Origin of the sequence: Variovorax sp. KK3 (assembly GCF_001984055.1) — a bacterium.
Classification (GTDB): domain Bacteria; phylum Pseudomonadota; class Gammaproteobacteria; order Burkholderiales; family Burkholderiaceae_C; genus Variovorax.
This window is the reverse complement of the sequence record NZ_LYVO01000011.1, coordinates 57761-83177: the sequence shown is the minus strand read 5'-3', so window position 1 is coordinate 83177 and position 25417 is coordinate 57761. Positions and strand designations below refer to the sequence as shown.

Sequence of the window (25417 nt, the reverse complement as noted above, 5' to 3'; positions counted from 1 at the left end):
GATTATCAGCGGGGCCAGTGCCGCGCCTCGGTCGCGTACCATCGCTGCAAACTTTGGGAGAGCTCGTGTCGCACACGCTCAAGACGAACCGCATGGCTGCCGCGCTGTGCATCCTTCTGCTGGCCGCCACCGGCGCGCTCGCACAGACCCCCACGGCCCCCGCGACGACAGGCCCCGTGCCCAGTGAAGAACACGCCGGCATTCTGAAAGCGGTGCGCGGCCAGGTCCAGTTGCTCGGCGCCGACGGCCGCACGCGCACGGCGCAGGCCGGTGACCGCGTCGCACCGATCGACCGCGTGCAGACCGCGGCCGACTCGGCCGCCAGCCTGGTGCTGCGCGACGGCACGACTTTGGTCGTCGGCCCCTCGTCCCGGCTCGACCTCAAGCAGTTTCATTTCGACGCATCCACGCGCGACGGCAGCCTGATGCTGTCGCTGCTGCGCGGGTCGATGCGCATGGTCACGGGGCTGATCGGCAGGACGCAACCGGACGCGGTGCGCATCGAGACGCAGACCGCCACCATCGGCATCCGGGGCGCCGATTTCATCGTGCAGGCGGAGGCGCCCGCGCAATGAACTTCCATCGACTGATCCGTTACGCCTTCGCTGCCTCGGCCGTGCTGCTCGCGGCCTGCACCTCGCCTTCGCTCACGCGCGTGGTGCTGCTGCCGTCGGCCGACGGCGCCACGTCGGCCGTCACCGTGCGCGGCAACAACGACACCGAAGAGACGCTGTCCAAGCCCTATCAGCGCGCGACCGCACGCGCGCGCGGCGGGCCGGTGCTCGACCAGGTCGATCCTGCACGCCTGCGAGCGGACAACGCGGCGCTGTTCGACCTTCTGCCGCCCCCGGGCGAGCGGGCCCGCTGACGTCGGCGACCGCCCCGACACTCGCGGGGTCGTCTCTCAGCCCAGCGTGACGCGCGCGAATTTCCGTTTGCCGACCTGCAGGACGTAGGTGCCGGCGGCCAGCTTGAGGCCCTTGTCGCTGACCACGTTCGAATCGACGCGCACGCCACCGCCGTCGATGAGCCGATTGCCTTCGGAGGCGGAGGGGGCCAGGCCAGCCTGCTTGAGCAGTTGGGCAATGCCCAGCGGCGCGCCGGTCAACGACAGCTCGGGAATCTGGTCGGGCACGCCGCCCTTGCTGCGGTTGATGAAGTCCTGCTCGGCCGCATCGGCCGCCGCTGCGTCGTGGAAGCGCGCCGTGATCTCCTTGGCCAGCGCGACCTTGGCGTCCTTTGGATTGCGGCCGCCGGCGATCTCGGCCTTGAGCGTCTCGATCTCGGCCAACGAGCGGAAGGACAACAGCGTGTACCAGCGCCACATCAGCTCGTCGGAAATCGACAGCACCTTGGCGAACATGGTGTTGGCGTCCTCGGAAATCCCGATGTAGTTGTTCTTGCTCTTCGACATCTTCTCGATGCCGTCCAGGCCCTCGAGCAGCGGCATCGTCAGGATGCACTGCGGCTCCTGCCCGTACTCCTGCTGCAGATGGCGGCCTACGAGCAGGTTGAACTTTTGATCGGTGCCGCCCAGTTCCAGGTCGGATTTCAAAGCCACGGAGTCGTAGCCCTGCATCAGCGGATACAGGAACTCGTGCACCGAGATCGACTGGCCCGCCTTGAATCGCTTGTGGAAGTCGTCGCGCTCCATCATGCGGGCCACCGTGTACTTGGCGGCCAACTGGATCATGCCGCGCGCGCCCAGTGGGTCGCTCCACTCGGAGTTGTAACGAATCTCGGTCTTCGACGGGTCCAGCACCAGGCTGGCCTGGCGGTAGTAGGTTTGCGCGTTGGCCTCGATCTGCTCGCGTGTCAGCGGCGGCCGTGTGCTGTTGCGGCCGGAGGGGTCGCCGATGGTGGTGGTGAAGTCGCCGATCAGGAAGATCACCTGGTGGCCCAGGTCCTGGAGCTGGCGCATTTTGTTGAGCACCACGGTGTGGCCGATGTGGATGTCCGGCGCGGTCGGGTCCAAACCCAGCTTGATACGCAGCGGCTGACCGGTGGCCTCGGCGCGCTGGAGCTTCTTGACCCATTCGTCCTGGGGCAGCAACTCATCGGTTCCACGAAGCGAAATCTCGAGAGCTTGTCCTACGCCATCAGACAGACTTGCGGATGTAACAAAACCGGGATTCATGGCTTATTGGGGCAGTTTTCTCTATGTCCGAAGCTATACTCAGCCCGACTTTTTCAAGCGCCGGATTCTAAGCGGCGCTTTTTGCCGCACCGTCCTGCTCCCCCGTCTTACACGGTCTCATGCAGCGCGGACCTGCAGAACCTGAGCTGGAATTCGTAGTTTGATCAACGGCATCCTGGCCGCCGAGGAAGCGCTTGCATCCAAGGTTGCCCATACCTTCCGCACCTACCCACGGCAGATCACCGCGGCCATCGCCGCTTTGCTGCTGTGCGCCGGCGGCGGCGCCTTCGCTGTTGCCTCGCTGGGCCCCGACGCGTCCGAGCTCCCCGTTAAGCAGGTGTTCGAGGCCGTCAAGCCGCTCGCCTTCGCCGACCAGGTGGAGTCGCTCGACACCCACGGCTTCACGCTGTTCCGCACCGAAATCACCCGCTCGAGCGACACCGCCGAGGCGCTGCTGAGGCGCCTGGGCATCGCCGACGACGCGGCAGCCGCCTTCGTGCGCGGCAATGCCGACGCCCGCACCGCGCTGCTGGGCCGCGCCGGCCGCACGGTCACGGCCGAGGCCACGCAAGACAACGCCCTCGAGAAGCTCAGCGCCCGCTGGATTCCCGACGGCAACGGCGGCTTCAAGCGGCTGGTGGTCGAAAAGGTCGGCGGCAGCTTCCGCGCCCGCACCGAGACCGACGCACTGACCCCCGGCACCCGGCTGGCCAGCGGCATCGTTCGCAGCTCGCTCTTCGCGGCCACCGACGATGCGCGCATTCCCGATCCGGTCGCCAGCCAGCTGGCCGACATCTTCTCGAGCGACGTCGATTTCCGCTCGCTGCGCAAGGGCGACCGCTTCGCCGTCGTCTACGAAACCTTCGAGGCCGATGGCCAGACGCTGCGCACCGGCCGCGTGCTGTCGGCCGAGTTCGAAAGCAACGGCAAGCTCTACCAGGCGCTGTGGTTCCAGGAGCCCGGCCAAAAGGGTGCCTACTACCGGCCCAGCGGCGACAGCCTGCGTCGCGCCTACCTGAGCTCGCCAGTCGAATTCACGCGCGTGTCCAGCGGCTTCGCGATGCGCATGCATCCGATCATCAACACCTGGCGCCAGCACAATGGCGTCGACTTCGCCGCACCGACCGGCACGGCGGTGCGCGCGGTGGGCGACGGCACGGTGGACTTCGCTGGCGTGCAAAGCGGCTACGGCAATATCGTCATCGTCAACCACCGCAACAACCAGCAGACGGCCTATGCGCACTTGAGCCGCATCGACGTCAAGGTGGGCCAGACCTTGAGCCAGGGCCAGACCGTGGGCGCGGTCGGCTCCACCGGCTGGGCCACCGGCCCGCACCTGCACTTCGAGTTCCGGGTGAACGGCGAATACCGCGACCCGACCACGCTCGCGCAGCAGGACGGCGGCGCACCCATCTCCACGGCAGCACGCCCGGCGTTCGAGCGCCTCGCACTGGCCACCCGCACCGAGCTCTCCGCTGCCTTTTCCGTCGTCCAGGCCAGCGCAGACTGATCCCCCCGCTGCCACCCAGGCATGGCTGAAGAACTCTTCATCGGCCTGATGTCCGGCACCTCGCTCGACGGGGTCGACGGCGTGCTGGCGGACTTTTCGGGCGGCCGCATCGCGGTCAAGGCCCACGCGGCCGCCAGCTTCCCCGTCTCCTTGCGCGCCGAGCTTCTGGCGCTCAACGCCCTGGGTGGCGACAACGAACTTCACCGCGCCGCCTTGGCTGGAAACGGGCTCGCGCGGGTCTACGCCGGTGTCGTGGAACGCTTGTTGACCGAGACGGGTGCTTTGGCCGAGGCCGTGACCGCCATCGGCGCCCACGGGCAGACCGTGCGCCACCGGCCCGGGGAGTTCGACGAGGTTGGCTACACCCTGCAGATCAACAACCCGTCGCTGCTTGCGGAGCTTTGCGGCATCGCCGTGGTCGCCGATTTCCGCAGCCGCGACCTGGCGGCCGGCGGACAAGGCGCGCCGCTCGTGCCGGCGTTTCACCGCGCCTTGTTCGCGAGAGACGACCAGGCGGTGGCTGTGCTCAACCTGGGCGGCATCTCCAACCTGAGCTTGCTGCCGGCCGGCGAAGGCACGGTGCTGGGCTTCGATTGCGGTCCTGGCAACGCCTTGCTCGACCACTGGTGCCAGAGCCACATCGGCCAGCCCTTCGACTCGGGCGGACGCTGGGCGGCCAGTGGGCATGTCTTGCCCGACCTGTTGTCGCGCTGTTTGGCCGACGCGTATTTCACCAAGCCGCCTCCCAAGAGCACCGGCCGGGACCTGTTCAACCCGGCCTGGCTGGCGGCTCATTTGAGCCAAGCGGCCACCCAGCCGGCCGACGTGCAGGCGACGCTGGCCGAATTGACCGCGATGGTGTGCGCGGCCGAGTTGCAACGGCACGGGCCCGATATCCGTCTCCTGATCGTCTGCGGCGGCGGTGCGCTCAACGACCACTTGATGGCGCGGCTTCAAGCCCTGCTGCCTGCGGTGCAGGTTTTTTCCTCGGCCGAGCGCGGCCTTCCGCCCCAGCAGGTGGAAGCGGCCGCTTTCGCCTGGCTGGCGCGCAGCACCATGCGCCGCGAATCCGGCAACCTGGCCAGCGTGACCGGCGCCCGCGGCGCGCGCGTGCTGGGCGCGATCTATCCCGCCTGACGGGCCACTTGGCTCAATGCTGGCCCGACACCTCGGGCTGTTCCGGCTGGACCTCGCGCGCATGCGGCGGCAGGTGCCAGAAGATCAGGGCCGAAGCCACGGTGATCAGCCCCATGCTGGCAAAGGTGGCCTGGAAGGCATGCAGTGTCGCCAGCGCGTTCGCATGGCCGAAGGCATCTCCGTAGCCTGCCAGCACGGCGCTGGCCGCCGCCACGCCGAGACTCATCGCGAGCATCTGCACCATCGACAGCAGGCTGTTGCCGCTGCTGGCCATGCCCTGGTCGAGATCGCGCAACGTGACCGTGTTCATCGCGGTGAACTGCAGCGAATTCACGGCGCCGAACGCGACCAGTTGGAGGATGTGAAGCGCGATCGGCTGGTCCGGCCCGGACAGGCCGAAACTGGCCATCGTGAGCCCCACCAGCGAAGTGTTGACCACAAGCACGCGGCGGTAGCCGAAGCGCAGTATCAGCGGCGTCGCCACCCGCTTCATGGCCATGCCGGCCAGCGCGATCGGCAGCATCATCAGCCCGGCCCGCAAGGGCGAGTAGCCCATCGAAACCTGTAGCAGGAGCGGAATCAGGAACGGCATGCAGCCGCTGCCGAGGCGTGAAAACAGGTTGCCCAGCAGGCCGATGCTCAGGGTGGGAATCCGGAACAGCGAAGGCTCGAACAGCGGATCGGGACGTCGGAGCGCGTGCAGCCAGTAGGCCGCGATGCTGGCGAAGCCGAACACCAGCAGCAGCAGCACGCCGGCTTGACGCAGGCCCAGGCCCGACACGCCGTCCAGCGCCAGAGAGACCGCCACCATGCCGAAGGCCAGCATGGCGTAGCCGGCACCGTCGAAACGGCGTTGCAGCACGGCGCGCAGGTCCGGCATCAGCCGCAGGGTGGCAATGCAGCCTGCCAGGCCCACCGGCACATTGATCAGGAAGATCCAGTGCCAGGACGCGTACTGCACAAGCCAGCCGCCCAGCGTGGGGCCCAGCAGCGGCCCGATCAGCCCGGGGATGGCCACAAAGCTCATCGCTGCCAGGAATTCCGCGCGCGGCACCGTGCGCAGAAGCGCCAGCCGCCCCACCGGCAGCAGCAGCGCACCACCCATGCCCTGCAGCACGCGTGCCGCGATCAGCGGACCGATGCTGGAGGACATCGCACACGCCACCGACCCGATCACGAACAGCACGATGGCACCGAAGAAGACCCGCCGGGTGCCGAAGCGGTCGGCGATCCAGCCCGAGGCCGGGATCAGCATCGCCATGGTGAGCGAATAGGCCACCACCACCGACTGCATGCGCAGCGGGCTTTCGCCCAGGCTGGCCGCCATGGCCGGCAGGGCGGTATTGATGATGGTGGCGTCCAGCGTCTGCATGAAGAAGCCGACGGCCACGAGCCACAGCAGGCTCTTGCGAGAGGAAATGGGATCGCTCATGAACGACAAAGCCGCCCGGAGGCGGCTTTCGCGAGGGGCTCAGCCCATTAGGCCGAGAAGCTGGATCCGCACCCGCAGGTGCTGGTCGCGTTGGGGTTCTTGATCACGAACTGGGCGCCCTGCAGGTCTTCCTTGTAGTCGATCTCGGCGCCGACCAGGTACTGGTAGCTCATGGCATCGATCAGGAGCGACACCCCGTTCTTGGTCATCGTCGTGTCGTCGTCGTTGACGATTTCGTCGAAGGTGAATCCGTACTGGAAGCCAGAGCAGCCACCGCCCTGGACGAAGACACGCAGCTTGAGATCGGGATTGCCTTCTTCGGCGATCAGGTCGGCCACCTTGGCGGCCGCGCTGTCCGTGAAGACGATCGGCTCGGGCATCTGGGTTTGAACATTGTCGGCAACGGCACTCATGGGGCAGAACTCCTGTGGCGGGGCCGGACGATGCGGCCAAGGGGACAAATGCTACTTCAATAACCAAAGAGCCGCCCGAGGGCGGCTCTTTGACAGTGCGGGCAGCAGGCCCAAATGGGCCGAGCGACGCGACCGGCGAACCGATCAGCGCTTCGAGAACTGCTTGCGGCGGCGTGCGGAATGCAGGCCGACCTTCTTGCGCTCCACCTCGCGGGCGTCGCGGGTCACGAAGCCGGCCTGGCTCAGCACGGGCTTGAGCGAGGCGTCGTAGTCGATCAGCGCACGGGTGATGCCGTGGCGGGTCGCGCCGGCCTGGCCCGATTCGCCGCCGCCTGCCACGTTGACCATGATGTCGAAGGCTTCGACGTTGTCGGTCAGGTACAGCGGCTGCTTGGCGATCATGATCGAGGTTTCGCGGCCGAAGAACTCAGTGATGTCCTTGCCGTTGACCGTGATCTTGCCGGAGCCCTTCTTCAGAAACACGCGGGCGACGCTCGATTTGCGACGGCCGGTGCCATTGTTCCATTCACCAATCATTCGGAAGCTCCTTAGATTTCCAGCGCTTTGGGCTGTTGGGCGGTGTGCGGATGTTCGGCACCGCCGTACACCTTGAGCTTCTTGATCATCGCGTAGCCCAGCGGCCCCTTGGGCAGCATGCCCTTGACGGCCTTTTCCAGGGCGCGGCCCGGATGCTTGGCTTGCATGTCGCGGAAGTTGGTGGCGGTGATGCCGCCCGGGTAACCCGAATGGCGGTAGTACACCTTGTCGAGCGGCTTGGCGCCGGTGACACGCAGCTGGGCTGCATTGATGATGACGATGTAGTCACCGGTATCGACGTGAGGCGTGTAAATGGCCTTGTGTTTGCCGCGCAAACGGAGAGCAACTTCGCTGGCTACTCGTCCGAGGACCTTGTCGGTCGCGTCAATCACAAACCACTCGTGCGTCACGTCAGCGGGCTTTGCGCTGAACGTCTTGGTCATGAGTTTTCCTGGAAAGGAAGAGGTTTGGCGGGCCCTTTTCCACGGTCGGTGTTCCTCTGTCGGGAACCTCTTAGGTGGGAAGGATGACTTCGCCGCGGGGCCGCAATGCGCTGCGAAGCCCGCGATTATACAAAGAAGCCGCCTGGCCGGGCAAAGACTTCTCCTGGCCGGTTACCATGCCTCATGTTCAGCTACCGCCACGCCTTTCATGCCGGCAATCACGCCGACGTGCTCAAGCACACGGTGCTGATCGCCGTGCTCGAACACCTGCTCGAAAAGGACACCGCGCTCACCGTGGTCGATACCCACGCCGGCGCCGGCCTCTACCGGCTCGACGGCGACTACGCCGGCACCAGCGGCGAGGCGGCCGAAGGGGTGCTGCGCCTGCTCGCGGCCGACCCACCCGACGCGCCGCCAATGCCCGAGGCGCTGGCCCGCTACGTGGCGCTGGTGCGCGAGTTCAACCCCAAGGGCGGCGCGCGCGTCTACCCCGGCTCGCCCTTCATCACCCAGCACCTGCTGCGCGACCACGACAAGCTCAAGCTCTACGAACTTCATCCCACCGACGCCCGCACGCTGGCCGCCAACATCGCCCAGCTCGACGCCGGACGCCGCATCGCGGTGCTAAGCGAGGACGGCTTCGGCAGCGCCACCAAGTTCCTGCCGCCGCCCTCGCGCCGGGCCCTGGTGCTGTGCGACCCGAGCTACGAGATCAAGAGCGACTACGGGCGCGTGCTCGACTTCGTCGGTGGCGCGTTCAAGCGCTTCGCCACCGGCACCTACGCGGTGTGGTATCCGATCATTCCGCGGCCGGAGGCCCATGACCTGCCACGCCGCCTGAAGACGATGGCGACCAAGGCCGGCAAGCCCTGGCTGCATGCGACGCTGACGGTGAAGTCGAGCAAGATCATCACGGACACGGCCGGCGAGAAGCACCGCCCGGGCCTGCCGGCCAGTGGCATGTTCTTGATCAACCCACCCTACACGCTCAAGGCCCAGCTCGAAGCCGCCCTGCCGCAGATGGCCCAGCGCCTCGCGCAGGACCGCCACGCGACCTCTTCGCTCGAAGCGGGCGGCTGACCGTTCAGATCGACATCAGCGCCGCTGGCGCGCAGGCACTTCCCGGGTCGCGCGCGGCGCGGCCTTTCGCGCGGGCCTGACGGTGGCCGCTTCGGGCGGCGGCGCATCGATCGCATCGGCGTCGATGGCCGTGTCGCCGCAGCGCGCGCTGTTCTTGTCGACGATCGACAGCGCCACCTGCTTGATGCCCAGCCCCAGCATGCCCAGCGACTCGGCCGCAGCCCGGCTCAGGTCGATGATGCGCCCGGACGCATAAGGGCCGCGGTCGTTGATGCGCACCATGACTTCCTTTCCGTTGACCAGGCTGCGCACGCACACCCGGGTGTTGAAAGGCAGGGTCTTGTGCGCGGCGGTCATCGCCGCCATGTCGAAGCGCTCGCCGTTCGCGGTCTTGCGCTGGTGGAACTGGATGCCGTACCACGACGCACCGCCGCGCTCGAAGATTTCGCGCGGGCCTGCGTCGCCCGGGATGCCGTCGTCCTCCGCCATGCCCGAGACCGAGAGGTCGTAGCGCACCGAGGGCACCTGCGAACGCGGTGGCGCGCCGGGCGGCACGGCAGGCTGCCGCGTCAAGGGCCGCAGGCCGGTGCCGGGCACCGCTTCGGCGCTGGCTGGCTCGGGTTCGGGCGGCTTGGGCGGCGTGGTGCAGGCCACCAGGGCTGCGGACGCCAGCACCATCGCCAGCGCCTTCGCGAGCCGGCGCCCGATCATTCGCCCCAGGCCAGCCGATCCAGCAACGCGAGCGTCGCCACCGACTGGTTCATCGTATAGAAGTGAATCGAGGGCACACCACCGGCGCGCAGCCGATCGCACAGATCGGTCACGACGTCGAGGCCGAACGCCTTGATGGAAGCGATGTCGTCGCCGAAGCCCTGCAGCCGCAGCCGAATCCAGCGCGGAATCTCGGCACCGCAGGCGTCGGAGAAACGCATCAGCTGGGTCGAGCTGGTGATCGGCATGATGCCCGGCACGATCGGCGTGTCGAGCCCCAGCTTGCGCGACTCCTCGACGAAGCGGAAGTAGGCCTCGGGGCTGAAGAAATACTGCGTGATCGCCGAATCCGCCCCCGCATGCACCTTGGCTGCGAAGGCCTGCAGGTCGGCCTCGGGCGAGCGGGCCTGCGGATGCACCTCGGGGTAGCAGGCCACCTCGATATGGAAGTCGCGTCCGGTTTCCTCGCGGATGAATGCCACCAGGTCGCTCGCGTAGTGGAACTCGCCGCCCATGCCGTAGCCACTGGGCAGATCGCCGCGCAATGCGACCAGGCGCTTCACGCCCATCGACTTGAGTTCCGCCAACTGCTCGCGCACCGTGGCGCGCGTCGCGCCGATGCACGAGAAATGGCAGGCCGCGTCGACCCCCTCTTCAAGGATCTCGCGCACCGCGCCGAAAGTGCCCGACTGCGTAGAGCCGCCGGCGCCATAGGTCACCGAGCAGAACTCGGGCCGGTGCGCGTACAGCTGCTGGCGTACCGCGCGCAGCTTCACGACGCCTTCGGGCGTCTTGGGCGGAAAGAACTCAAAGCTCAACGGAAGGCGCACGGCCGGCTCCTGGTGAACCGCTTGCATGAGCGGCATGAATGAAGAATTCGCGGTTGCCGTCGCCGCCCGCGATCGGGCTGTCGAACCATCCCCGCACTTGCAAGCCGAGCCCTTCGCAGGCCGTGCGCAAGCGCTGCTCGACCACCGGGTACAGCGCGCCATCGCGCACGATACCGCCTTTGCCGATCTGGCCCGGCTGCAGCTCGAACTGAGGCTTGACCAGCATCAGCAGCTCGCCCTGGCTTGCCAGCAAGGGCAGCAGCGCCGGCAGCACCAGCGTGAGCGAGATGAAGGACAGGTCGCCCACCACGAGGTCGAACGGCATCGCCGCAGTCGGCGCCGCGCTCAAGGTCGACGCATCGAGCGCACGCGCATTGATGCCCTCGAGCGCCGTCACGCGCGCATCGGCTTGCAGGCGCGCGTGCAGTTGTCCGTGCCCCACGTCCACGCCCACCACATGGCGGGCGCCCTGCTGCAACAGACAGTCGGTGAAGCCGCCGGTGGACTGCCCGACGTCGAGGCAGCGTTTGCCTCGCACCGACATGCCGGCCGCCGCCAACGCACCCTCGAGCTTGAGGCCGCCGCGCGAGACGTAGCGCGCTTCGGCCGCATCGGCGAGCTCCAGCTCGGCATGCACCGGTACCTCGTCCCCGTTCTTGCCGACCGTGCGCCAGTCGGCGCCGGTGCGCCAGCGCAGCCCGCCCGCGATCAGCCGCGAGGCCTGCGAGCGCGAGGCGGCCAAGCCGCGTTCGACGAGCAACTGGTCGGCGCGCACGGTGCTGCGCGAGTCACTGCCCGGGGTTGCTCAGTAGCGGTAGGTGTCCGGCTTGTACGGGCCGTTCTTGTCCACGCCGATGTAGGCGGCCTGGGCATCGGTCAGCTCGGTGAGCTGGGCGCCGAGCTTCGACAGCTGCAGGCGCGCGACCTTCTCGTCCAGGTGCTTGGGCAGCACGTAGACCTTGCCGGCCTGGTACACGTCGGGCTTGGTGAAGAGCTCGATCTGGGCGATGGTCTGGTTGGCGAAGGACGAGCTCATCACGTAGCTCGGATGGCCCGTGCCGCAGCCCAGGTTCACCAGGCGGCCCTTGGCCAGCAGGATGATGCGCTTGCCGTCCGGGAAGATCACGTGGTCGACCTGCGGCTTGATCTCTTCCCACTCGTACTTCTCGAGCGAGGCGACCTCGATCTCGTTGTCGAAGTGGCCGATGTTGCAAACGATCGCCTGGTCTTTCATGGCGGCCATGTGGGCGTGCGTGATGACGTCCTTGTTGCCGGTGGTGGTGACGAAGATGTCGGCCTTGTCGGCCGCGTATTCCATCGTCACGACGCGGTAGCCTTCCATCGCGGCCTGCAGCGCGTTGATGGGGTCGATCTCGGTCACCCACACCTGGGCGCTCAGCGCGCGCAGGGCCTGGGCCGATCCCTTGCCCACGTCGCCGTAGCCGGCCACGCAGGCCACCTTGCCGGCGATCATCACGTCGGTGGCGCGCTTGATGCCGTCCACCAGCGACTCGCGGCAGCCGTACAGGTTGTCGAACTTGCTCTTGGTCACCGAGTCGTTCACGTTGATGGCGCGGAACAGCAGCGTGCCCTTGGCAGCCATTTCGTTGAGGCGGTGCACGCCGGTGGTGGTTTCTTCCGTCACGCCGAGGATCTCGGCCGACTTGCGGGTGTACCAGGTGGCATCGGTCGCCAGCTTGGCCTTGATGGCGGCGTACAGGATGCGCTCTTCCTCGCTGGTCGGGTTGGCCAGCACGCTCTGGTCCTTCTCGGCTTTCTGGCCCAGGTGCATCAGCAGCGTGGCATCGCCGCCGTCGTCCAGGATCATGTTCGGGCCTTCGCCGGCCGAGCCCTTGGGGCCGAAGTCGAAGATGCGGTGGGTGTAGTCCCAGTAGTCTTCCAACGACTCGCCCTTGATCGCGAACACCGGCGTGTCGGTGGCGGCGATGGCGGCGGCTGCATGGTCCTGCGTCGAGAAGATGTTGCAGGAGGCCCAGCGCACGGTGGCGCCCAGCGCCTGCAGGGTTTCGATCAGCACCGCGGTCTGGATCGTCATGTGCAGCGAGCCGGTGATGCGCGCGCCCTTCAGCGGCTGGCTCTTGGCGTATTCGATGCGAATGGCCATCAGGCCGGGCATTTCGGTTTCCGCGATGCGGATTTCCTTGCGGCCCCAGGCGGCCAGGGAGATATCGGCGATCGCCTGGTCGGCGGCGGATTTGAGAACAGCGCTCATGCTTGGCTCCAAAACGAAGTTTGAAAATGCCGCTGGTCGGGCTGGGTGGGGGTCTGAGACTCACCGCGAGAACAGCGGTTGAGCGTGGTTGCGATGTGGTCCGAGCCTCACGCCTGATGGCGCTGCAACGCTCCTCGGAGCCGGCATTCTAGCGCCTGGGCTTTTTTCACGGCCAGCGCCGGTTGGCCGATCGTCCTAGACTGCTTCCAGTCCGTCCTGGACTGCAACCCATCCCCTCTCCTCCCATGCCACCATTCAAAGCCCTTGCCTTGTCTTTCGTGATCGCGGCCTCGGCTGCCTGGCCTGCCGCCAGCTTCGCGCAGGAGAGCGTGCGCGTGCGCGGCGTCATCGAACGCGCCGATGCAGCCTCGCTCACGGTCAAGGACCGCAGCGGCGAAACCGTGACGATGGTGCGACCGCCCGACATGAACGTTTCGGAAGTGGTGCCGCTCACCCTGGCCGACATCAAGCCAGGCAGCTTCGTCGGTGCCGGCGCCGTGCCGCAGCCCGACGGCACGCAGCGCGCAGTCGAGGTGCTGGTGTTCCCCGAGGCGGCCCGCGGTGCCGGCGAAGGTTTTCGCCCGTGGGACCTGCTGCCCCAGAGCACGATGACCAACGCCACGGTGGCGCAGCTCGAGGCGGCGCCCGCATCGACCCCCGGTGGCCACAAGCTGCTGCTCAAGTACAAGGACGGCGAGCAGACCGTCATCGTGCCGCCCGGCACGCCGGTCGTCACCTTCAAGCCGGGCAACGGCGACCAGGCCGCCCTGGTCGTGCCCGGCGCCAAGGTGGTGATCACCGCGCAGGTGAAGGACGGCAAGCCCACCGCGCTGCGCATGCTGGTCGGGCGCAACGGTTTCGCGCCGCCGATGTGATCTGCTCCGCGCGCCTGGCTGCAGAGGGATGCGGGCGCGTGGCCTGATGCGGTGCCTGAAGGCCCGGCCTCTTAAAATCGCCGGTCCGCCTTCCCGATTGATCCCCTTGTCCTTCGCTTCCGAAACCCGCCGCCGCCGCACCTTCGCGATCATTTCCCACCCCGACGCCGGCAAGACCACGCTGACCGAGAAGCTGCTGCTGTTCTCGGGCGCGATCCAGATCGCCGGCTCGGTGAAGGCGCGCAAGGCTTCGCGGCACGCCACCTCCGACTGGATGGAAATCGAAAAGCAGCGCGGCATCTCGGTGGCCAGCTCGGTGATGCAGATGGCCTACCGCGAGCACGTCATCAACCTGCTCGACACCCCTGGCCACAAGGACTTCTCGGAAGACACCTACCGCGTGCTGACGGCCGTCGATTCGGCACTCATGGTCATCGACGCGGCCAACGGCGTGGAGGCGCAGACCCGCCGGCTCATCGAGGTCTGCCGCCAGCGCGACACGCCCATCATCACCTTCGTGAACAAGATGGACCGCGAAGTGCGCGAGCCGCTGGACATCCTCGACGAGGTCGAGCGCGAACTGGGCATGCCCTGCGTGCCCATGACCTGGCCCGTCGGCCAGGGCAAATCCTTCGGCGGCATCGTCAACCTCCGCACGCAGGCCATGTCCGTCTTCGAGGCCGGCAGCGAGCGCCGCCCGCAGGATTTCGAGGCTATTCCGCTCACCGAGCAAGACGCACTGAAGGCCCGCTTCGGCAGCGAGTTCGACGCCGCACTCGAAAGCATGGAGCTGGCCACCGGCGCCTCGCCCGCCTGGGACAAGGAAGCCTTCCTGTCCGGCAGGCAGACCCCCGTGTTCTTCGGCTCCGGCGTCAACAACTTCGGCGTGATGGAGGTGCTCGACGCGCTGGTCGACCTGGCCCCGCCGCCCCAGCCACGCACCAGCACCACGGTGGTCAACCGCCAGCCGGTGGTGCGCGAGATCCAGCCCGACGACAAGGACTTCGCCGGCGTGGTGTTCAAGGTGCAGGCCAACATGGACGCCAACCACCGCGACCGCATCGCCTTCGTGCGCATGGCCTCGGGCAAGTACACGCCGGGCATGAAGCTCCGGGTGCAGCGCACCGCCAAGGAGCTGCGGCCGACCAGCGTCGTCACCTTCATGAGCCAGCGCCGCGAGGCCGTCGAAGAGGCCTACGCCGGCGACATCGTCGGCTTCACTACCCACGGCGGCGTGCAGCTGGGCGACACCATCACCGATGGCGCCTCGCTGCAGTTCACCGGGCTGCCCTTCTTCGCGCCCGAGCTGTTCATGACCGTCATCCTCAAGAATCCGCTTCGCACCAAGCAGCTGCAGCAGGGCCTGGCCCAGCTTGGCGAAGAGGGCGCGATCCAGGTGTTCCGCCCCGAGATCGGCGGCCCGATGCTGCTGGGCGCGGTCGGCCAGCTGCAGTTCGAAGTGGTGCAGCACCGGCTGAAGACCGAGTACGACGCCGACGTGCGGCTCGAAGGCTGTCAGTACACCGGCGCGCGCTGGATCACGGCCGACACGCCGGCCGAGCTGCGTGCCTTCACCGATGCCTATCCGGCGCGCATGGCACGCGATGCGGCCGACACGCTGGCCTACCTGTGCACCTCGCCCTACGACGTGCGGCTGGCGCAGGAGCGCTTTCCCAAGATCCACTTCCACCCGTTGCGCGAGCACGCCGGGCTGGCCCTGCAGAGCGCCGGCTGATGCTGCCGCTGGGCCGGTGGCCGCTCGACGCACGGCGCGGCCTGGTGGGCGTGTTCACCGACATCGACGACACGCTGACCACCGAAGGCACGGTCACGCCCGATGTGCTCCTGGCGATGCATGCACTGCAGGCGGCCGGGCTCGCACGGGTGGCGATCACCGGCCGGCCGGTCGGTTGGAGCGAGCCCTTCGCCGCGGTCTGGCCCGTGGATGCGATCGTGGCCGAGAACGGCGCCGTGGCGCTGGTGCGCAACGCTGCCGGTGAGGTCGAGAAGCGCTATCAGCAGGAGGCGGCCACGCGCGCACGCAACTTCGAGCGCATGCAGGCCGTGATGGCGCGCATCGAACACGAGATCCCCGGTGCGCGGCGCGCCACCGATTCGGCCGGGCGCGAATGCGACATCGCCATCGACCACAGCGAATTCACCCGGCTGGACGACGCCACCATCGCGCAGGTGGTGGCGCTGATGCGCAGCGAAGGCATGCATGCCACGGTCAGCAGCATCCACGTCAACGGCTGGTACGGCGAGCACAACAAGCTCGAAGGCGCGCGCTGGATCGTTCGCGAGCTGTGGGGCCGGCGCCTCGACGACGAGATGCAGCGCTGGGCCTATGTGGGCGACTCCACCAACGACGCGCTGATGTTCGAGCACTTCGCGCACAGCATCGGGGTGGCCAACGTGCGCCGCTTCGAATCCGCGCTGTCGCACCTGCCACGCTACGTGGCGCCCAGCGAACGCGGCGCCGGTTTCGCCGAGGTGGCCGCGGCCATCCTCGACGCGCGCGCCTGAACGCGCCGACGACCCTCAGGGCACGTTGAAGGCCACCGGCCGCGTGCCGGTCATCGTCCGGCCATCGCCGTTGTTGACGAATTCCGCGCGAGCCGTGTAGTTGCCTTTGGGCGGGTGGAGCCACAGCTCCGTCTGGCCGCCGTCCATGTCGATGACTTCAGGCTTCTGCCCTGGCCGCTCCAGCACCAGCCGGAAGTGCCCCGTTTCCGGCAGCCTGGGCGCGGCATGCGCCACGTTGTAGCCGCTTGCGTGCAGCTGGATGCGCAGCGGCGGCACCTGCGTGCTCCGGTCCGCCGGGCTCAGCATCTCGATGCGCGGCGTGCCCAGCAAGCTGGCCGGCGCGACGCCCTTGTTCTGCTTGCCGACCGTCAGCCGCATCGGCTTGCTGTAGACGAAGAAGGGAATGTGCCCCTGGTCGGCCAGCACCAGGCGCAGCGTGTAGTTGCCGGGCGGCAAATCGACCACCGTCTCCATCTGGCCCTTGCCGAAGTGGATGTACTGCTCGGTGAAGGGCAGTGGCTTGCGAAAGTCCAGCGGCAGTGGCTGGTTGATCAGCAGGTGATGGTGGCCGGCATGCCCTGCGCTGTGGCCGGCCGGCACGATGCCGCGCATCGAGAGGCCGAAGCGGGCGACGAAGGGCGACTCCACGATGGCGCCGTCCTTGAGATTGCTGAAGTACGCCTCGGGCGCCCAGTTGGGCGGCGGCACCACCCACTTGTGGTTGGCCAGTTCGCCCGGCTCGGCCGGTGCCGGTGGCGCGGAAGATGCCGAGGGGGCCGCGTGACCTGCATGCGGTTGCGCCATTGCAGCGCCGGTGCAGAAGCCGAGTCCGGCCAGCGCCAGGATCGTCAGCGTCTTTAGCGGCAATGCGTAGCCATATGGATTAACCGACATGCAAACTTCCCCTCCGAGGAGGTCGAATTCTTACATCGGATTACATCGGCAGTGCTGCCTTCGAACCCTGTGCCGTGACACATGCCACGCTTCCGGCCGCGCCGGTGCGATCAAGTCGAATGTGACCGAACCCAGCGAACGATGTCGGCAGCGCCCATGGCACCGGCCTGTCGCGCGACTTCGCGGCCACCGCGGAACAACGCCAGCGTCGGGATGCTGCGGATGTTGAAGCGCGCTCCCAGCGCGGGCACCGCCTCGGTGTCGACCTTGGCCAGCCGCACCTGGGGTTCCAGCTGCGCCGCGGCCTGCTCGAAGCTCGGCGCCATCTGGCGGCACGGTCCGCACCACGGCGCCCAGAAGTCCACCAGCACGGGGATGTCGTTGCGGGCGATGTGGCGGTCGAAGGACGCGGTGTCGAGCGCAGTCGAATGCGCCGTGAAGAGCGGCCGGTGGCAGCTGCCGCAGTCGGGCGCGCTGCCCAGTTGCGCGGTGCGCACGCGGTTGGTGGTGTGGCAGTGCGGGCAGACGACGTGGAGCGACTCAGTCGTGGATTGGGTCGTGGATTCGGTCATGGCGGGTTCCGGCGTAGACATCGTTGGAACCTATGGCTCCCCGCACCGATTGCAAGTCGGTGCAGGGCGCGACCTCACTGGGGCTTCGACAAACCCAGCTTCTCGATCAGCACCTTCTCGTTGGTGAAGGTGGTCTGCGCGAACTTGGTGTAGTCGGCCGAGCTCAGGTAGTTGGGCAACATGTCGTAGCGGCCCAGCGCGGCGACGTAGCTGGGCTCTTCCATCGCCTGCTTGAAGGCGTCGTGCAACTTCTTCACCACGTCGAGCGGCGTGCCCTTGGGCGCGCCGATGCCGAAGGGCGAGTTCTGCACGATGTCCAGCCCCAGCTCCTTCAGCGTGGGCGCATCGGGAAACTTGGCCAGGCGCTTGTCGCCCCAGGTGTTGAGCACACGCAGCTTGCCCGACTCCACCAGCGGCGCGAAGCCGGTCGAATCGGCGATGGCCATCAGGTGGTTGCCCAGCACGGCCTGCGACAGTTCGGCGCTGCCCTTGTAAGGCACGTGCTGCAGCTGGATGTTGAGCTTCTGCGCGATCAGCTCGGTGGTCAGGTGCGGGCTGGTCATGGTGCCCGTGGAGCCGTAGGTCAGCTTGCCCGGATTGGCCTTGGCGTAGGCCACGAACTCGTTCCAGTTCTTGATCGGGCTGTCGGCCGGCACCGCGATGCCGAAGGCGTAGCCGGTGACGTTGATGACGTAGCTGATGTCCTTCACCGGGTCCCAGTTGATCTTGGTGGTGTAGGGCAGCCGGAACACGCCCAGCGGGATCTGGCCGATGGTGTAGCCGTCGGCCGGCGCGGTCTGCAACTGCTGCGCGGGCAGGGTGCCGCCGGCACCCGGCTTGTTCTCGACCACGATCGGCTGGCCGATGATCTTCGAGGCGTTGTCGGCCAGCTGGCGCATGGTGATGTCGGTCGGGCCGCCGGCCGGGAAGGCGATCACCAGCTTGATCGGCTTGGCGGGAAAGGCCTGGGCCTGCACCAGAGGAGCAGCCAAACCCAGCAGGGCGGCGCACAGAAGGGAACGACGAAACATGGAAGGCTCCAGGATGGCAAAGGCGGCCATTTGGCCGCGCAGCCCCGGCCCGGACAATCGGGGCAGACCCCGGGCTTGTCGCGCCGGCGTCAGCGCACGGGGCCGATGCGGGCTCAGCCCGCGCGCTGCATGAAGCCGTCGAGCACGTTCACGGTGTTGACGCCCAGCGCATCGACGGCGTAGCCGCCTTCGAACACGAACACGGTCGGCAGGCCGGCGCGCGCCAGGTCTTCGCCGATATGCAGGTAGTCCGGTGATGCCAGGCGAAAGCCCGAGATCGGATCGCCCTCGAAGGTGTCGAGGCCCAGCGACACCACCAGCGCGCCCGGCCGGAAATCCGCGATGCCGCGAAGTGCTTCTGCGAGCGCCTCGCGCCAGCCGTCGAAGCCGGTGCCGCGCGCCAGCGGCAAATTGCGGTTGAAGCCCAGCCCTGCGCCTGCGCCCTGCTCGTCCGCATAGCCCAGGTAGTAGGGGTACTCCGTGTGCGGATCGCCGTGGAGGCTGGTGAACTGCACGTCGGCGCGTTCGTAGAAGATGGCTTGCGTGCCGTTGCCATGGTGGTAGTCGATGTCCAGCACCGCCACCCGATCGACGCCCGCGTCGCGCAATGCCTGCGCTGCGATGGCCGAATTGTTGAGGAAGCAGTAGCCGCCGAAGAAGTCCGCGCCGGCATGGTGGCCGGGCGGGCGCGTCAGCGCGAATGCTGCGCGTTCGCCGCGCAGCACGTGGTCGACGGCGCCCAGCGCGCAACCGGCGCCCGCGCGCGCCGCGACCCAGGTGCCGGCCGTCAGCGGCGTGCCGGCGTCGTACGAGAACAGGCCCAGCCGCGCCGGGAAGCTGGCCGGCAGCACGTCGTGGCGAAAGCTGCGAATCGGCCAGTAGGAAGGCAATGCATCGCGCTGCGCATTGGCCGGATCGAGCGCGACCCATTCGTCCCACGCGCCCGCCAGGAACTGCAGGTACCGCGGCGCATGCACGCGCGCCAGCGCCGCGTCGTCGATCTCAGCCGGCGCCTCCACCGTGCCGAACCCGCGGCGCTCGAGCTCGGCCAGAACGTCGTCCACCCGCGCCGGCACTTCGAAGCAAGGCACCAGCTCGCCACGGAACATCTCCACCTTGCCGTGGTGCAGCGCATGCCGCGCGTTGTGGACGACGCGCATCAGGCCTCTTTGCGGATCGGGCCGGCCGGCGCCTGCACCGGCAGCTGCAGCACCTGATGCGCGCCGCGCGCCAGCACCGGCGCCAGCGCCACCCCCGTGTGGGTGCGAAGCCGCACCACCTCTTCGGGCGCCGCCGCCGCCACGACGCGGCCGCCGCCGTCCCCGCCCTCGGGGCCCAGGTCGATCAGCCAGTCGGCTTCGGCGATCACGTCGAGGTCGTGCTCGATCACGACCACGCTGTGGCCGCCGTTCACCAGCCGGTGCAGCACGTGGATCAGCTTCTCGACGTCGGCCATGTGCAGGCCGACCGTGGGCTCGTCGAGCACGTAGAGCGTGTGCGGCGCCTTGTTGCCGCGGCGCGTGACGTCGTCGCGCACCTTGCTCAATTCCGTCACCAGCTTGATGCGCTGCGCCTCGCCGCCCGACAGCGTGGGCGAAGGCTGGCCCAGCGTCAGGTAGCCCAGGCCCACGTCTTTCAACAGCTGCAGCGGATGGCTGATGTTGGGCATGGAGGCGAAGAACGCCACCGCTTCGTCCACTTCCATCTGCAGCACGTCGCCGATGCTCTTGCCGCGCCAGCTCACGGCCAGCGTCTCGGGGTTGAAGCGGGCGCCGTGGCAGACCTCGCAAGGCACCTTGACGTCGGGCAGGAAGCTCATCTCGATGGTACGCACGCCCGCGCCTTCGCAGCCGGGGCAGCGGCCTTCGCCGGTGTTGAAGCTGAAGCGGCCCGGGCCGTAGCCGCGCGCCTTGGCCTCCAGCGTATCGGCGAAGAGCTTGCGGATGGTGTCCCAGAAGCCGATGTAGGTGGCCGGGCAGCTGCGCGGCGTCTTGCCGATCGGCGTCTGGTCGACCTCGAGCACGCGGTCGACGGTCTCGTAGCCCTCGACTGCGCTGCAGCCGGCCCAGGCGGGCCGCTTGCCCTTGGCATCGGCATCGCGGCCGGCCTTGGTCATGCGCTGCACGACGATCGCGTGGACGTTGTCCAGCAGCACGTCGCGCGCGAGCGTGGACTTGCCGGAGCCGCTGACGCCGGTCACGACGACGAGGCGCTTCAGCGGCAGGCTCACCGTGACGTCCTGCAGGTTGTGCATCGAGGCGCCGCGCACGGTCAGCCAGTCGGGTGCGCCGGGCTCCGGCGGCGGCACCAGCCGACGCGGCTGCAGCGGATGACGGATCGCATCGCGCAGGTAGCGCCCGGTCTGCGAATCGTCGGCCGCTTCCAGGTCGGCCACCGTGCCCTCGGCCACCAGCCGGCCGCCGCGCTTGCCGGCGCTGGGGCCGATGTCGATGATGTGGTCGGCGCGCCGGATGGTGTCTTCGTCGTGCTCCACCACCACCAGCGTGTTGCCCTTTTCGCCCAGCTTGTGCAGCGCGTCAAGCAGGATGCGGTTGTCGCGCGCATGCAGGCCGATGGTGGGCTCGTCGAGCACGTAGCACACGCCCTGCAGATTGCTGCCGAGCTGCGCCGCGAGGCGGATGCGCTGGGCCTCGCCGCCAGACAGCGTAGGTGCGCCGCGATCGAGCGTCAGGTAGCCCAGGCCCACCTCTTCAAGGAACTCGAGGCGGCTACGGATTTCCGGCACCAGGTCACGCGCGATCTCGGCCTGGCGGCCCGTGAGCGCCAGGTTGTCGAACCAGATGCGGATGTCGGTCACGCTCATGCGGGCCAGCTGGGTGATGCCGATGCCGCCCTCACCCCAGCCCTGTCCCGCAGGCGGAAGAGGGAGCAAGTCGGAGCCCGGCTTCGGCCCCCTCTCCCCGCTGGGGAGAGGGCTGGGGTGAAGGGCACCCGCGCCGAACAAGACGCCGCGCGCCGTTGGATTCAAACGCGTCCCCTTGCAGGTCGGACACGTCACCTCTCCCACGTCCTCCGCCTCCGGCTCGGCGAAGGTCTGCTCACGCCCGCGGTTGTCCTCCGCCATCACCGAGTCGTCGTAGACCTTGCGCTGCTCCTTCGTCAGCTTGACCCCGGTGCCCACGCAATCGGGGCACCAGCCGTGCTTGCTGTTGTAGGAGAAGAGCCGCGGGTCGAGCTCCGCATAGCTGGTGCTGCAGACCGGGCAGGCGCGCAGGGTTGAAAACACCTGCACGCGGCCGATGCCGGTCGTCGGTGCGCCGGCCATCATGGCGCCGCGCAGGCCCGTGAGTTCGCTCAGCACGTGCACCACGCCCTTGCCGTGCTCCAGCGCCCGCGCCAGCGCCTCGCGCAGCTCGGCCTCGCGGGCCGGCTCCACGTCGAGGCTGGCCACGGGCAGCTCGATGGTGTGCTCCTTGAAGCGGTCGATGCGCGGAAAGCCGGTGGTGGGCAGGAACTCGCCGTCCACCCGCAGATGGGTGAAGCCGCGCGGCCGGGCCCAGTCGGCCAGCTCGGTGTAGACGCCCTTGCGGTTGCTCACCAGCGGCGCCATCAGGCCGATGTGCTGGCCGCGAAAGTTCTTCAGCAGCTGCGCGGCGATGCTGTCCGGCGTCTGCGGCTGCACCGCCGCGCCGTCGTTGACGCAGTGCTGAATGCCGAGTTTCACGTAGAGCAGGCGCAGGAAATGCCAGACCTCGGTGGTGGTGCCCACCGTGCTCTTGCGCCCGCCGCGCGACAGGCGCTGCTCGATCGCCACCGTGGGCGGAATGCCGTAGACCGCATCCACCTCTGGCCGTCCGGCCGGCTGCACGATGCTGCGCGCATAGGCGTTGAGCGATTCGAGGTAGCGGCGCTGCCCTTCGTTGAACAGGATGTCGAAGGCCAGCGTCGACTTGCCCGAGCCGCTGACGCCGGTCACCACGCTGAACTTGCCGCGCGGGATGTCCACCGACAGGTTCTTGAGGTTGTGCTCGCGCGCATTGACGATCTGTACCGCGTCGCGGCCAGGGGCAGGCTGCGCGTTCACCGCATAGGCGCGGGCAGCGCGCTCGGCCACCTTGTAGGCGCCGGGGCCGATGGCCAGTTCGTAGTCGACCAGCGCCGCGCCGGTGAGCGACGCGCGGTTTTCGCGCAGCTGCTCGGGCGTGCCCTGCGCCACCACCAGGCCGCCGCCCTCGCCGCCTTCGGGGCCGAGGTCGATGATCCAGTCGCTCGCGCGGATCACGTCGAGGTTGTGCTCGATCACGATCAGCGAATGGCCGGCATCGAGCAGCTTGCGCAGCGCGCGCATCAGGCGCGCGATGTCGTCGAAGTGCAGCCCGGTGGTCGGCTCGTCGAAAAGGAACAGCGTGCCCTTGCGCGCCAGCGGTTGCTTGCTGGCGCTGGCGTTCTTGGCCGCTTCGGCCAGGAAGCCTGCGAGCTTGAGGCGCTGCGCCTCGCCGCCGGACAGCGTGGGCACCGGCTGGCCGAGCTTCACGTAGTCCAGCCCGACGTCGACGATCGGCTGCAGCACGCGCAGCACGTCGCGGTCGCCGGCGAACAGCACCGCCGCCTCGGCCACGGTGAGTTCGAGGATGTCGGCGACGTTGTGGCTGCGCCCGCCGCGCTCGATCTTCACCTCGAGCACTTCCGGCCGATAGCGCTTGCCATCGCAGTCGGGGCAGCGCAGGTACACGTCCGACAGGAACTGCATCTCCACGTGTTCGAAGCCGGAGCCGCCGCAGGTGGGGCAGCGGCCGTCGCCGCTGTTGAAGCTGAACTTGGACGCGGTGTAGCCGCGCTGCTTCGCCAGCGTGGCGGTGGCGAAGATCTCGCGCACCGCGTCCCAGGCGCCCACGTAGCTGGCCGGGTTGGAGCGCGCGGTCTTGCCGATCGGCGACTGGTCGACGAAGACCACTTCGCCGAGCTGCTCGGCGCCGAGCAGGCGGTCGTGCGCGCCGGGCGTTTCGGTTGCCTTGCCGAAGTGCCGCATCAGCGCCGGCGCCAGCACGTCCTGGATCAGCGTCGACTTGCCCGAACCGCTGACGCCAGTCACGCAGACCAGGCGCGCGAGCGGAAACTCCACCGTGATGTCGCGCAGGTTGTGCTCGCGCACACCCTCCAGGATCAGGCGCGCCGTGTTCTCGCTCACCATGCGCTTGAAGCCCATGCCGATCTGCTTGCGGCCGCCCAGGTACTGGCCCGTGAGCGTGTCGGCGCCGCGCAGTTCGACGGTACTGCCGTCGAAGACGATCTGGCCGCCGCGTGCGCCGGGGCCGGGGCCCATGTCGATCACGCGGTCGGCCGCCAGCATCACGGCCGGGTCGTGCTCGACCACCACCAGCGTGTTGCCGGCATCGCGCAGGCGCAGCATGGCTTCGGTGATGCGATTCATGTCGCGCGGGTGCAGGCCGATGCTGGGCTCGTCGAGCACGAACAGGGTGTTGACCAGCGAGGTGCCGAGCGCCGTCGTGAGGTTGATGCGCTGCACTTCGCCGCCGCTCAGCGTGCGGCTCTGGCGGTCGAGCGTCAGGTAGCCGATGCCGACGTCGTGCAGGTAGCGCAGGCGGGTGGTGATTTCTTCGAACAGCAGCTTGAGTGCCTGCACCTCTCCGTCGCTGGCGGCGTTGCCGTTGCCATTGCCTTGGTGCTCGATGCCGTCGAAGAACTGCCGCAGACGCTCGATCGGCAACAGCATCAGGTCATGCAGGCACAGCCCCGGCAGGGCCTCCAACTGTTCGCGCGACCACTTCACGCCCATCGGCATGAAGCGCTTGGCGGGCGGTAGCACCGCATCCGCATCCTGCTTGCCGCCGATGCGCCACAGCAGGCTTTCCAGCTTCAGCCGCGCGCCCGCGCAGACCGGGCACGGCGTGTAGCTGCGGTACTTGGACAAGAGCACGCGGATGTGCATCTTGTAGGCCTTGCTCTCCAGGTAGCCGAAAAAGCGACGCACGCCGTACCACTGCTGGTTCCACTTGCCGTTCCAGTGCGGCGAGCCGTCGATGACCCAGGCCTGCTGCTCGGCCGTGAGCTTGTTCCAGGGCGTGTCGCGCGGAATGCCGGCCGCCTCGGCGTGGCGCATCAGGTCGTCCTGGGCTTCCTTCCACGCTGGCGTCTGGATGGTCTTGACGGCACCCGCGCGCAGCGTGAGCTTGTCGTTGGGAATCACAAGGCCAAGGTCCACGCCGATCACACGGCCGAAGCCGCGGCAGGTTTCGCAGGCGCCCACGGCCGAGTTGAACGAGAACATCGACGGGATCGGGTCGGCGTAGCGGATGTCGCTCTCGGGGCAATGCAGGCCGGTGGAGAACTTCCAGACATCGGGCTGCGCGCCTTCGTCCGCCGACAGCGCATGCACCGTCAGCCTTCCGCTGCCGCGCTTGAGTGCGACTTCGATCGCCTCGATCACGCGTGCGCGTTCCGTGTTGGCCATGCGGAAGCGGTCGGCCACCACGTCGAGCAGCTTGCGCGGCCCGGTGGGCGTCGCCACCTCGCGCTCGCCCTGGATACGCGTGAAGCCGCTGGCCGACAGCCACTGCTGCACTTCATCGGCGCTGGTGCCGGCCGGCAGCTCGACCGGAAAGGTCAGCACCAGGCGCGGATCGCCCGTTGCAGCTGCCCGTACCGCCATCTCGGCATAGATCGAGTCCGGCGAATCGTGGCGCACCGGCAGCGCCGTCTCGCGGTCGAAGAGCTGCGCGGCGCGCGCGTACAGCAGCTTCAAGTGGTCGTTGAGTTCGGTCATCGTGCCGACCGTCGATCGCGAGGAGCGCACCGGGTTGGTCTGGTCGATGGCGATGGCGGGCGGAACGCCCTCCACCTTGTCGACCGCGGGCTTGTCCATGCGGTCGAGGAACTGGCGGGCATAGGCCGAGAAGGTCTCGACATAGCGGCGCTGGCCTTCGGCATAGAGGGTGTCGAACACGAGGCTCGATTTGCCCGAGCCGCTCGGGCCGGTGACCACGGTCATCTCGCCGGTGCGGATGTCGAGGTCGAGGTTCTGGAGATTGTGCTGGCGCGCACCGCGAATCCGGATGGAGCCCTGTGTCATGAATG

The 25417-nt window shown here is 68.0% G+C and carries 22 protein-coding genes and 1 riboswitch; of the genes, 8 read left to right on the top strand and 14 right to left on the bottom strand.

The window, feature by feature from the left end:
• Positions 1-65 precede the first annotated feature (65 nt).
• Positions 66-575, top strand: coding sequence for a FecR domain-containing protein (locus tag B0W80_RS07890; RefSeq protein ID WP_256856513.1), 510 nt, complete (start codon positions 66-68; stop codon positions 573-575).
• Positions 572-868: a hypothetical protein gene (locus B0W80_RS07885; RefSeq protein WP_076998573.1), complete on the top strand. Its 297-nt coding sequence runs from the start codon at positions 572-574 to the stop codon at positions 866-868. The genes B0W80_RS07890 and B0W80_RS07885 overlap by 4 nt, the downstream gene beginning before the upstream one ends.
• A gap of 36 nt (positions 869-904) precedes the next feature.
• Here B0W80_RS07885 and tyrS read toward each other — a convergent pair whose 3' ends face one another.
• A complete protein-coding gene (gene tyrS / locus B0W80_RS07880; protein WP_076998572.1) occupies positions 905-2137 on the bottom strand; it encodes a tyrosine--tRNA ligase in 1233 nt (410 codons plus the stop codon).
• Between the two features lie 160 nt (positions 2138-2297).
• Between tyrS and B0W80_RS07875 the strand changes: the two genes are divergently transcribed.
• Together B0W80_RS07875 and B0W80_RS07870 are read left to right on the top strand one after the other, a co-directional pair.
• Positions 2298-3647, top strand: a complete 1350-nt coding sequence (locus B0W80_RS07875) for a M23 family metallopeptidase (RefSeq protein ID WP_076998571.1) — start codon at positions 2298-2300, stop codon at positions 3645-3647.
• 21 nt (positions 3648-3668) lie between these two features.
• Positions 3669-4784: an anhydro-N-acetylmuramic acid kinase gene (locus B0W80_RS07870; RefSeq protein ID WP_076998570.1), complete on the top strand. Its 1116-nt coding sequence runs from the start codon at positions 3669-3671 to the stop codon at positions 4782-4784.
• Between the two features lie 13 nt (positions 4785-4797).
• Here B0W80_RS07870 and mdtD read toward each other — a convergent pair whose 3' ends face one another.
• The 4 genes from mdtD to rplM all read right to left on the bottom strand — a co-directional run bounded on the left by mdtD (position 4798) and on the right by rplM (position 7609).
• On the bottom strand, positions 4798-6216 hold the full coding sequence (gene mdtD / locus B0W80_RS07865; RefSeq protein WP_076998569.1) for a multidrug transporter subunit MdtD: 1419 nt from the start codon (positions 6214-6216) through the stop codon (positions 4798-4800).
• Positions 6217-6263: 47 nt separating this feature from the next.
• On the bottom strand, positions 6264-6629 hold the full coding sequence (gene erpA, locus B0W80_RS07860; protein WP_076998568.1) for an iron-sulfur cluster insertion protein ErpA: 366 nt from the start codon (positions 6627-6629) through the stop codon (positions 6264-6266).
• A 144-nt stretch (positions 6630-6773) separates the two neighbouring features.
• Positions 6774-7166 (bottom strand): 30S ribosomal protein S9, encoded by a 393-nt coding sequence (gene rpsI, locus B0W80_RS07855; RefSeq protein ID WP_076998567.1) that lies wholly within the window; start codon positions 7164-7166, stop codon positions 6774-6776.
• Positions 7167-7177: 11 nt separating this feature from the next.
• Positions 7178-7609 carry a 50S ribosomal protein L13 gene (gene rplM, locus B0W80_RS07850; RefSeq protein WP_076998566.1) on the bottom strand — a complete coding sequence of 144 codons (432 nt, stop codon included), beginning with the start codon at positions 7607-7609 and terminating at the stop codon, positions 7178-7180.
• A 183-nt stretch (positions 7610-7792) separates the two neighbouring features.
• On the opposite strand from rplM, the gene B0W80_RS07845 reads away from it, so the two are divergent.
• Positions 7793-8689 carry a 23S rRNA (adenine(2030)-N(6))-methyltransferase RlmJ gene (locus tag B0W80_RS07845; RefSeq protein WP_076998565.1) on the top strand — a complete coding sequence of 299 codons (897 nt, stop codon included), beginning with the start codon at positions 7793-7795 and terminating at the stop codon, positions 8687-8689.
• Between the two features lie 15 nt (positions 8690-8704).
• Here B0W80_RS07845 and B0W80_RS07840 read toward each other — a convergent pair whose 3' ends face one another.
• Genes B0W80_RS07840 through ahcY form a run of 4 tightly spaced genes read right to left on the bottom strand, consistent with a single transcriptional unit; the run spans position 8705 to position 12463 of the window.
• Positions 8705-9400: a septal ring lytic transglycosylase RlpA family protein gene (locus B0W80_RS07840; RefSeq protein WP_256856512.1), complete on the bottom strand. Its 696-nt coding sequence runs from the start codon at positions 9398-9400 to the stop codon at positions 8705-8707.
• Positions 9397-10257, bottom strand: a complete 861-nt coding sequence (metF, locus tag B0W80_RS07835; protein WP_076998599.1) for a methylenetetrahydrofolate reductase [NAD(P)H] — start codon at positions 10255-10257, stop codon at positions 9397-9399. The genes B0W80_RS07840 and metF overlap by 4 nt, the downstream gene beginning before the upstream one ends.
• Positions 10208-11005 carry a TlyA family RNA methyltransferase gene (locus B0W80_RS07830; RefSeq protein ID WP_076998564.1) on the bottom strand — a complete coding sequence of 266 codons (798 nt, stop codon included), beginning with the start codon at positions 11003-11005 and terminating at the stop codon, positions 10208-10210. The genes metF and B0W80_RS07830 overlap by 50 nt, the downstream gene beginning before the upstream one ends.
• Positions 11006-11035: 30 nt before the next feature.
• On the bottom strand, positions 11036-12463 hold the full coding sequence (gene ahcY / locus B0W80_RS07825; RefSeq protein ID WP_076998563.1) for an adenosylhomocysteinase: 1428 nt from the start codon (positions 12461-12463) through the stop codon (positions 11036-11038).
• Between the two features lie 73 nt (positions 12464-12536).
• Positions 12537-12605, bottom strand: a riboswitch (S-adenosyl-L-homocysteine riboswitch).
• A gap of 103 nt (positions 12606-12708) precedes the next feature.
• On the opposite strand from ahcY, the gene B0W80_RS07820 reads away from it, so the two are divergent.
• The 3 genes from B0W80_RS07820 to B0W80_RS07810 all read left to right on the top strand — a co-directional run bounded on the left by B0W80_RS07820 (position 12709) and on the right by B0W80_RS07810 (position 15864).
• The gene (locus tag B0W80_RS07820; protein WP_076998562.1) at positions 12709-13338 is read left to right on the top strand and encodes a hypothetical protein; all 630 of its coding nucleotides are present in this window, start codon (positions 12709-12711) and stop codon (positions 13336-13338) included.
• Between the two features lie 106 nt (positions 13339-13444).
• Positions 13445-15073, top strand: a complete 1629-nt coding sequence (locus B0W80_RS07815) for a peptide chain release factor 3 (RefSeq protein ID WP_076998598.1) — start codon at positions 13445-13447, stop codon at positions 15071-15073.
• Positions 15073-15864: an HAD-IIB family hydrolase gene (locus tag B0W80_RS07810; RefSeq protein ID WP_076998561.1), complete on the top strand. Its 792-nt coding sequence runs from the start codon at positions 15073-15075 to the stop codon at positions 15862-15864. The genes B0W80_RS07815 and B0W80_RS07810 overlap by 1 nt, the downstream gene beginning before the upstream one ends.
• Positions 15865-15879: 15 nt before the next feature.
• On the opposite strand, the gene B0W80_RS07805 is transcribed toward B0W80_RS07810, so the two are convergent.
• The 5 genes from B0W80_RS07805 to uvrA form a co-directional block, all read right to left on the bottom strand.
• Positions 15880-16758 (bottom strand): DUF4399 domain-containing protein, encoded by an 879-nt coding sequence (locus B0W80_RS07805; RefSeq protein ID WP_076998560.1) that lies wholly within the window; start codon positions 16756-16758, stop codon positions 15880-15882.
• Between the two features lie 110 nt (positions 16759-16868).
• Positions 16869-17330, bottom strand: coding sequence for a thioredoxin TrxC (trxC, locus tag B0W80_RS07800; RefSeq protein ID WP_076998559.1), 462 nt, complete (start codon positions 17328-17330; stop codon positions 16869-16871).
• Positions 17331-17404: 74 nt separating this feature from the next.
• Complete coding sequence (locus tag B0W80_RS07795; protein ID WP_076998597.1) at positions 17405-18361, bottom strand: tripartite tricarboxylate transporter substrate binding protein; 957 nt, start codon at positions 18359-18361, stop codon at positions 17405-17407.
• A 113-nt stretch (positions 18362-18474) separates the two neighbouring features.
• Complete coding sequence (locus tag B0W80_RS07790) at positions 18475-19521, bottom strand: histone deacetylase family protein (RefSeq protein WP_076998558.1); 1047 nt, start codon at positions 19519-19521, stop codon at positions 18475-18477.
• Positions 19521-25412: an excinuclease ABC subunit UvrA gene (uvrA, locus tag B0W80_RS07785; RefSeq protein ID WP_083745242.1), complete on the bottom strand. Its 5892-nt coding sequence runs from the start codon at positions 25410-25412 to the stop codon at positions 19521-19523. Before uvrA ends, B0W80_RS07790 begins: the two co-directional genes overlap by 1 nt.
• Positions 25413-25417: the final 5 nt, after the last annotated feature.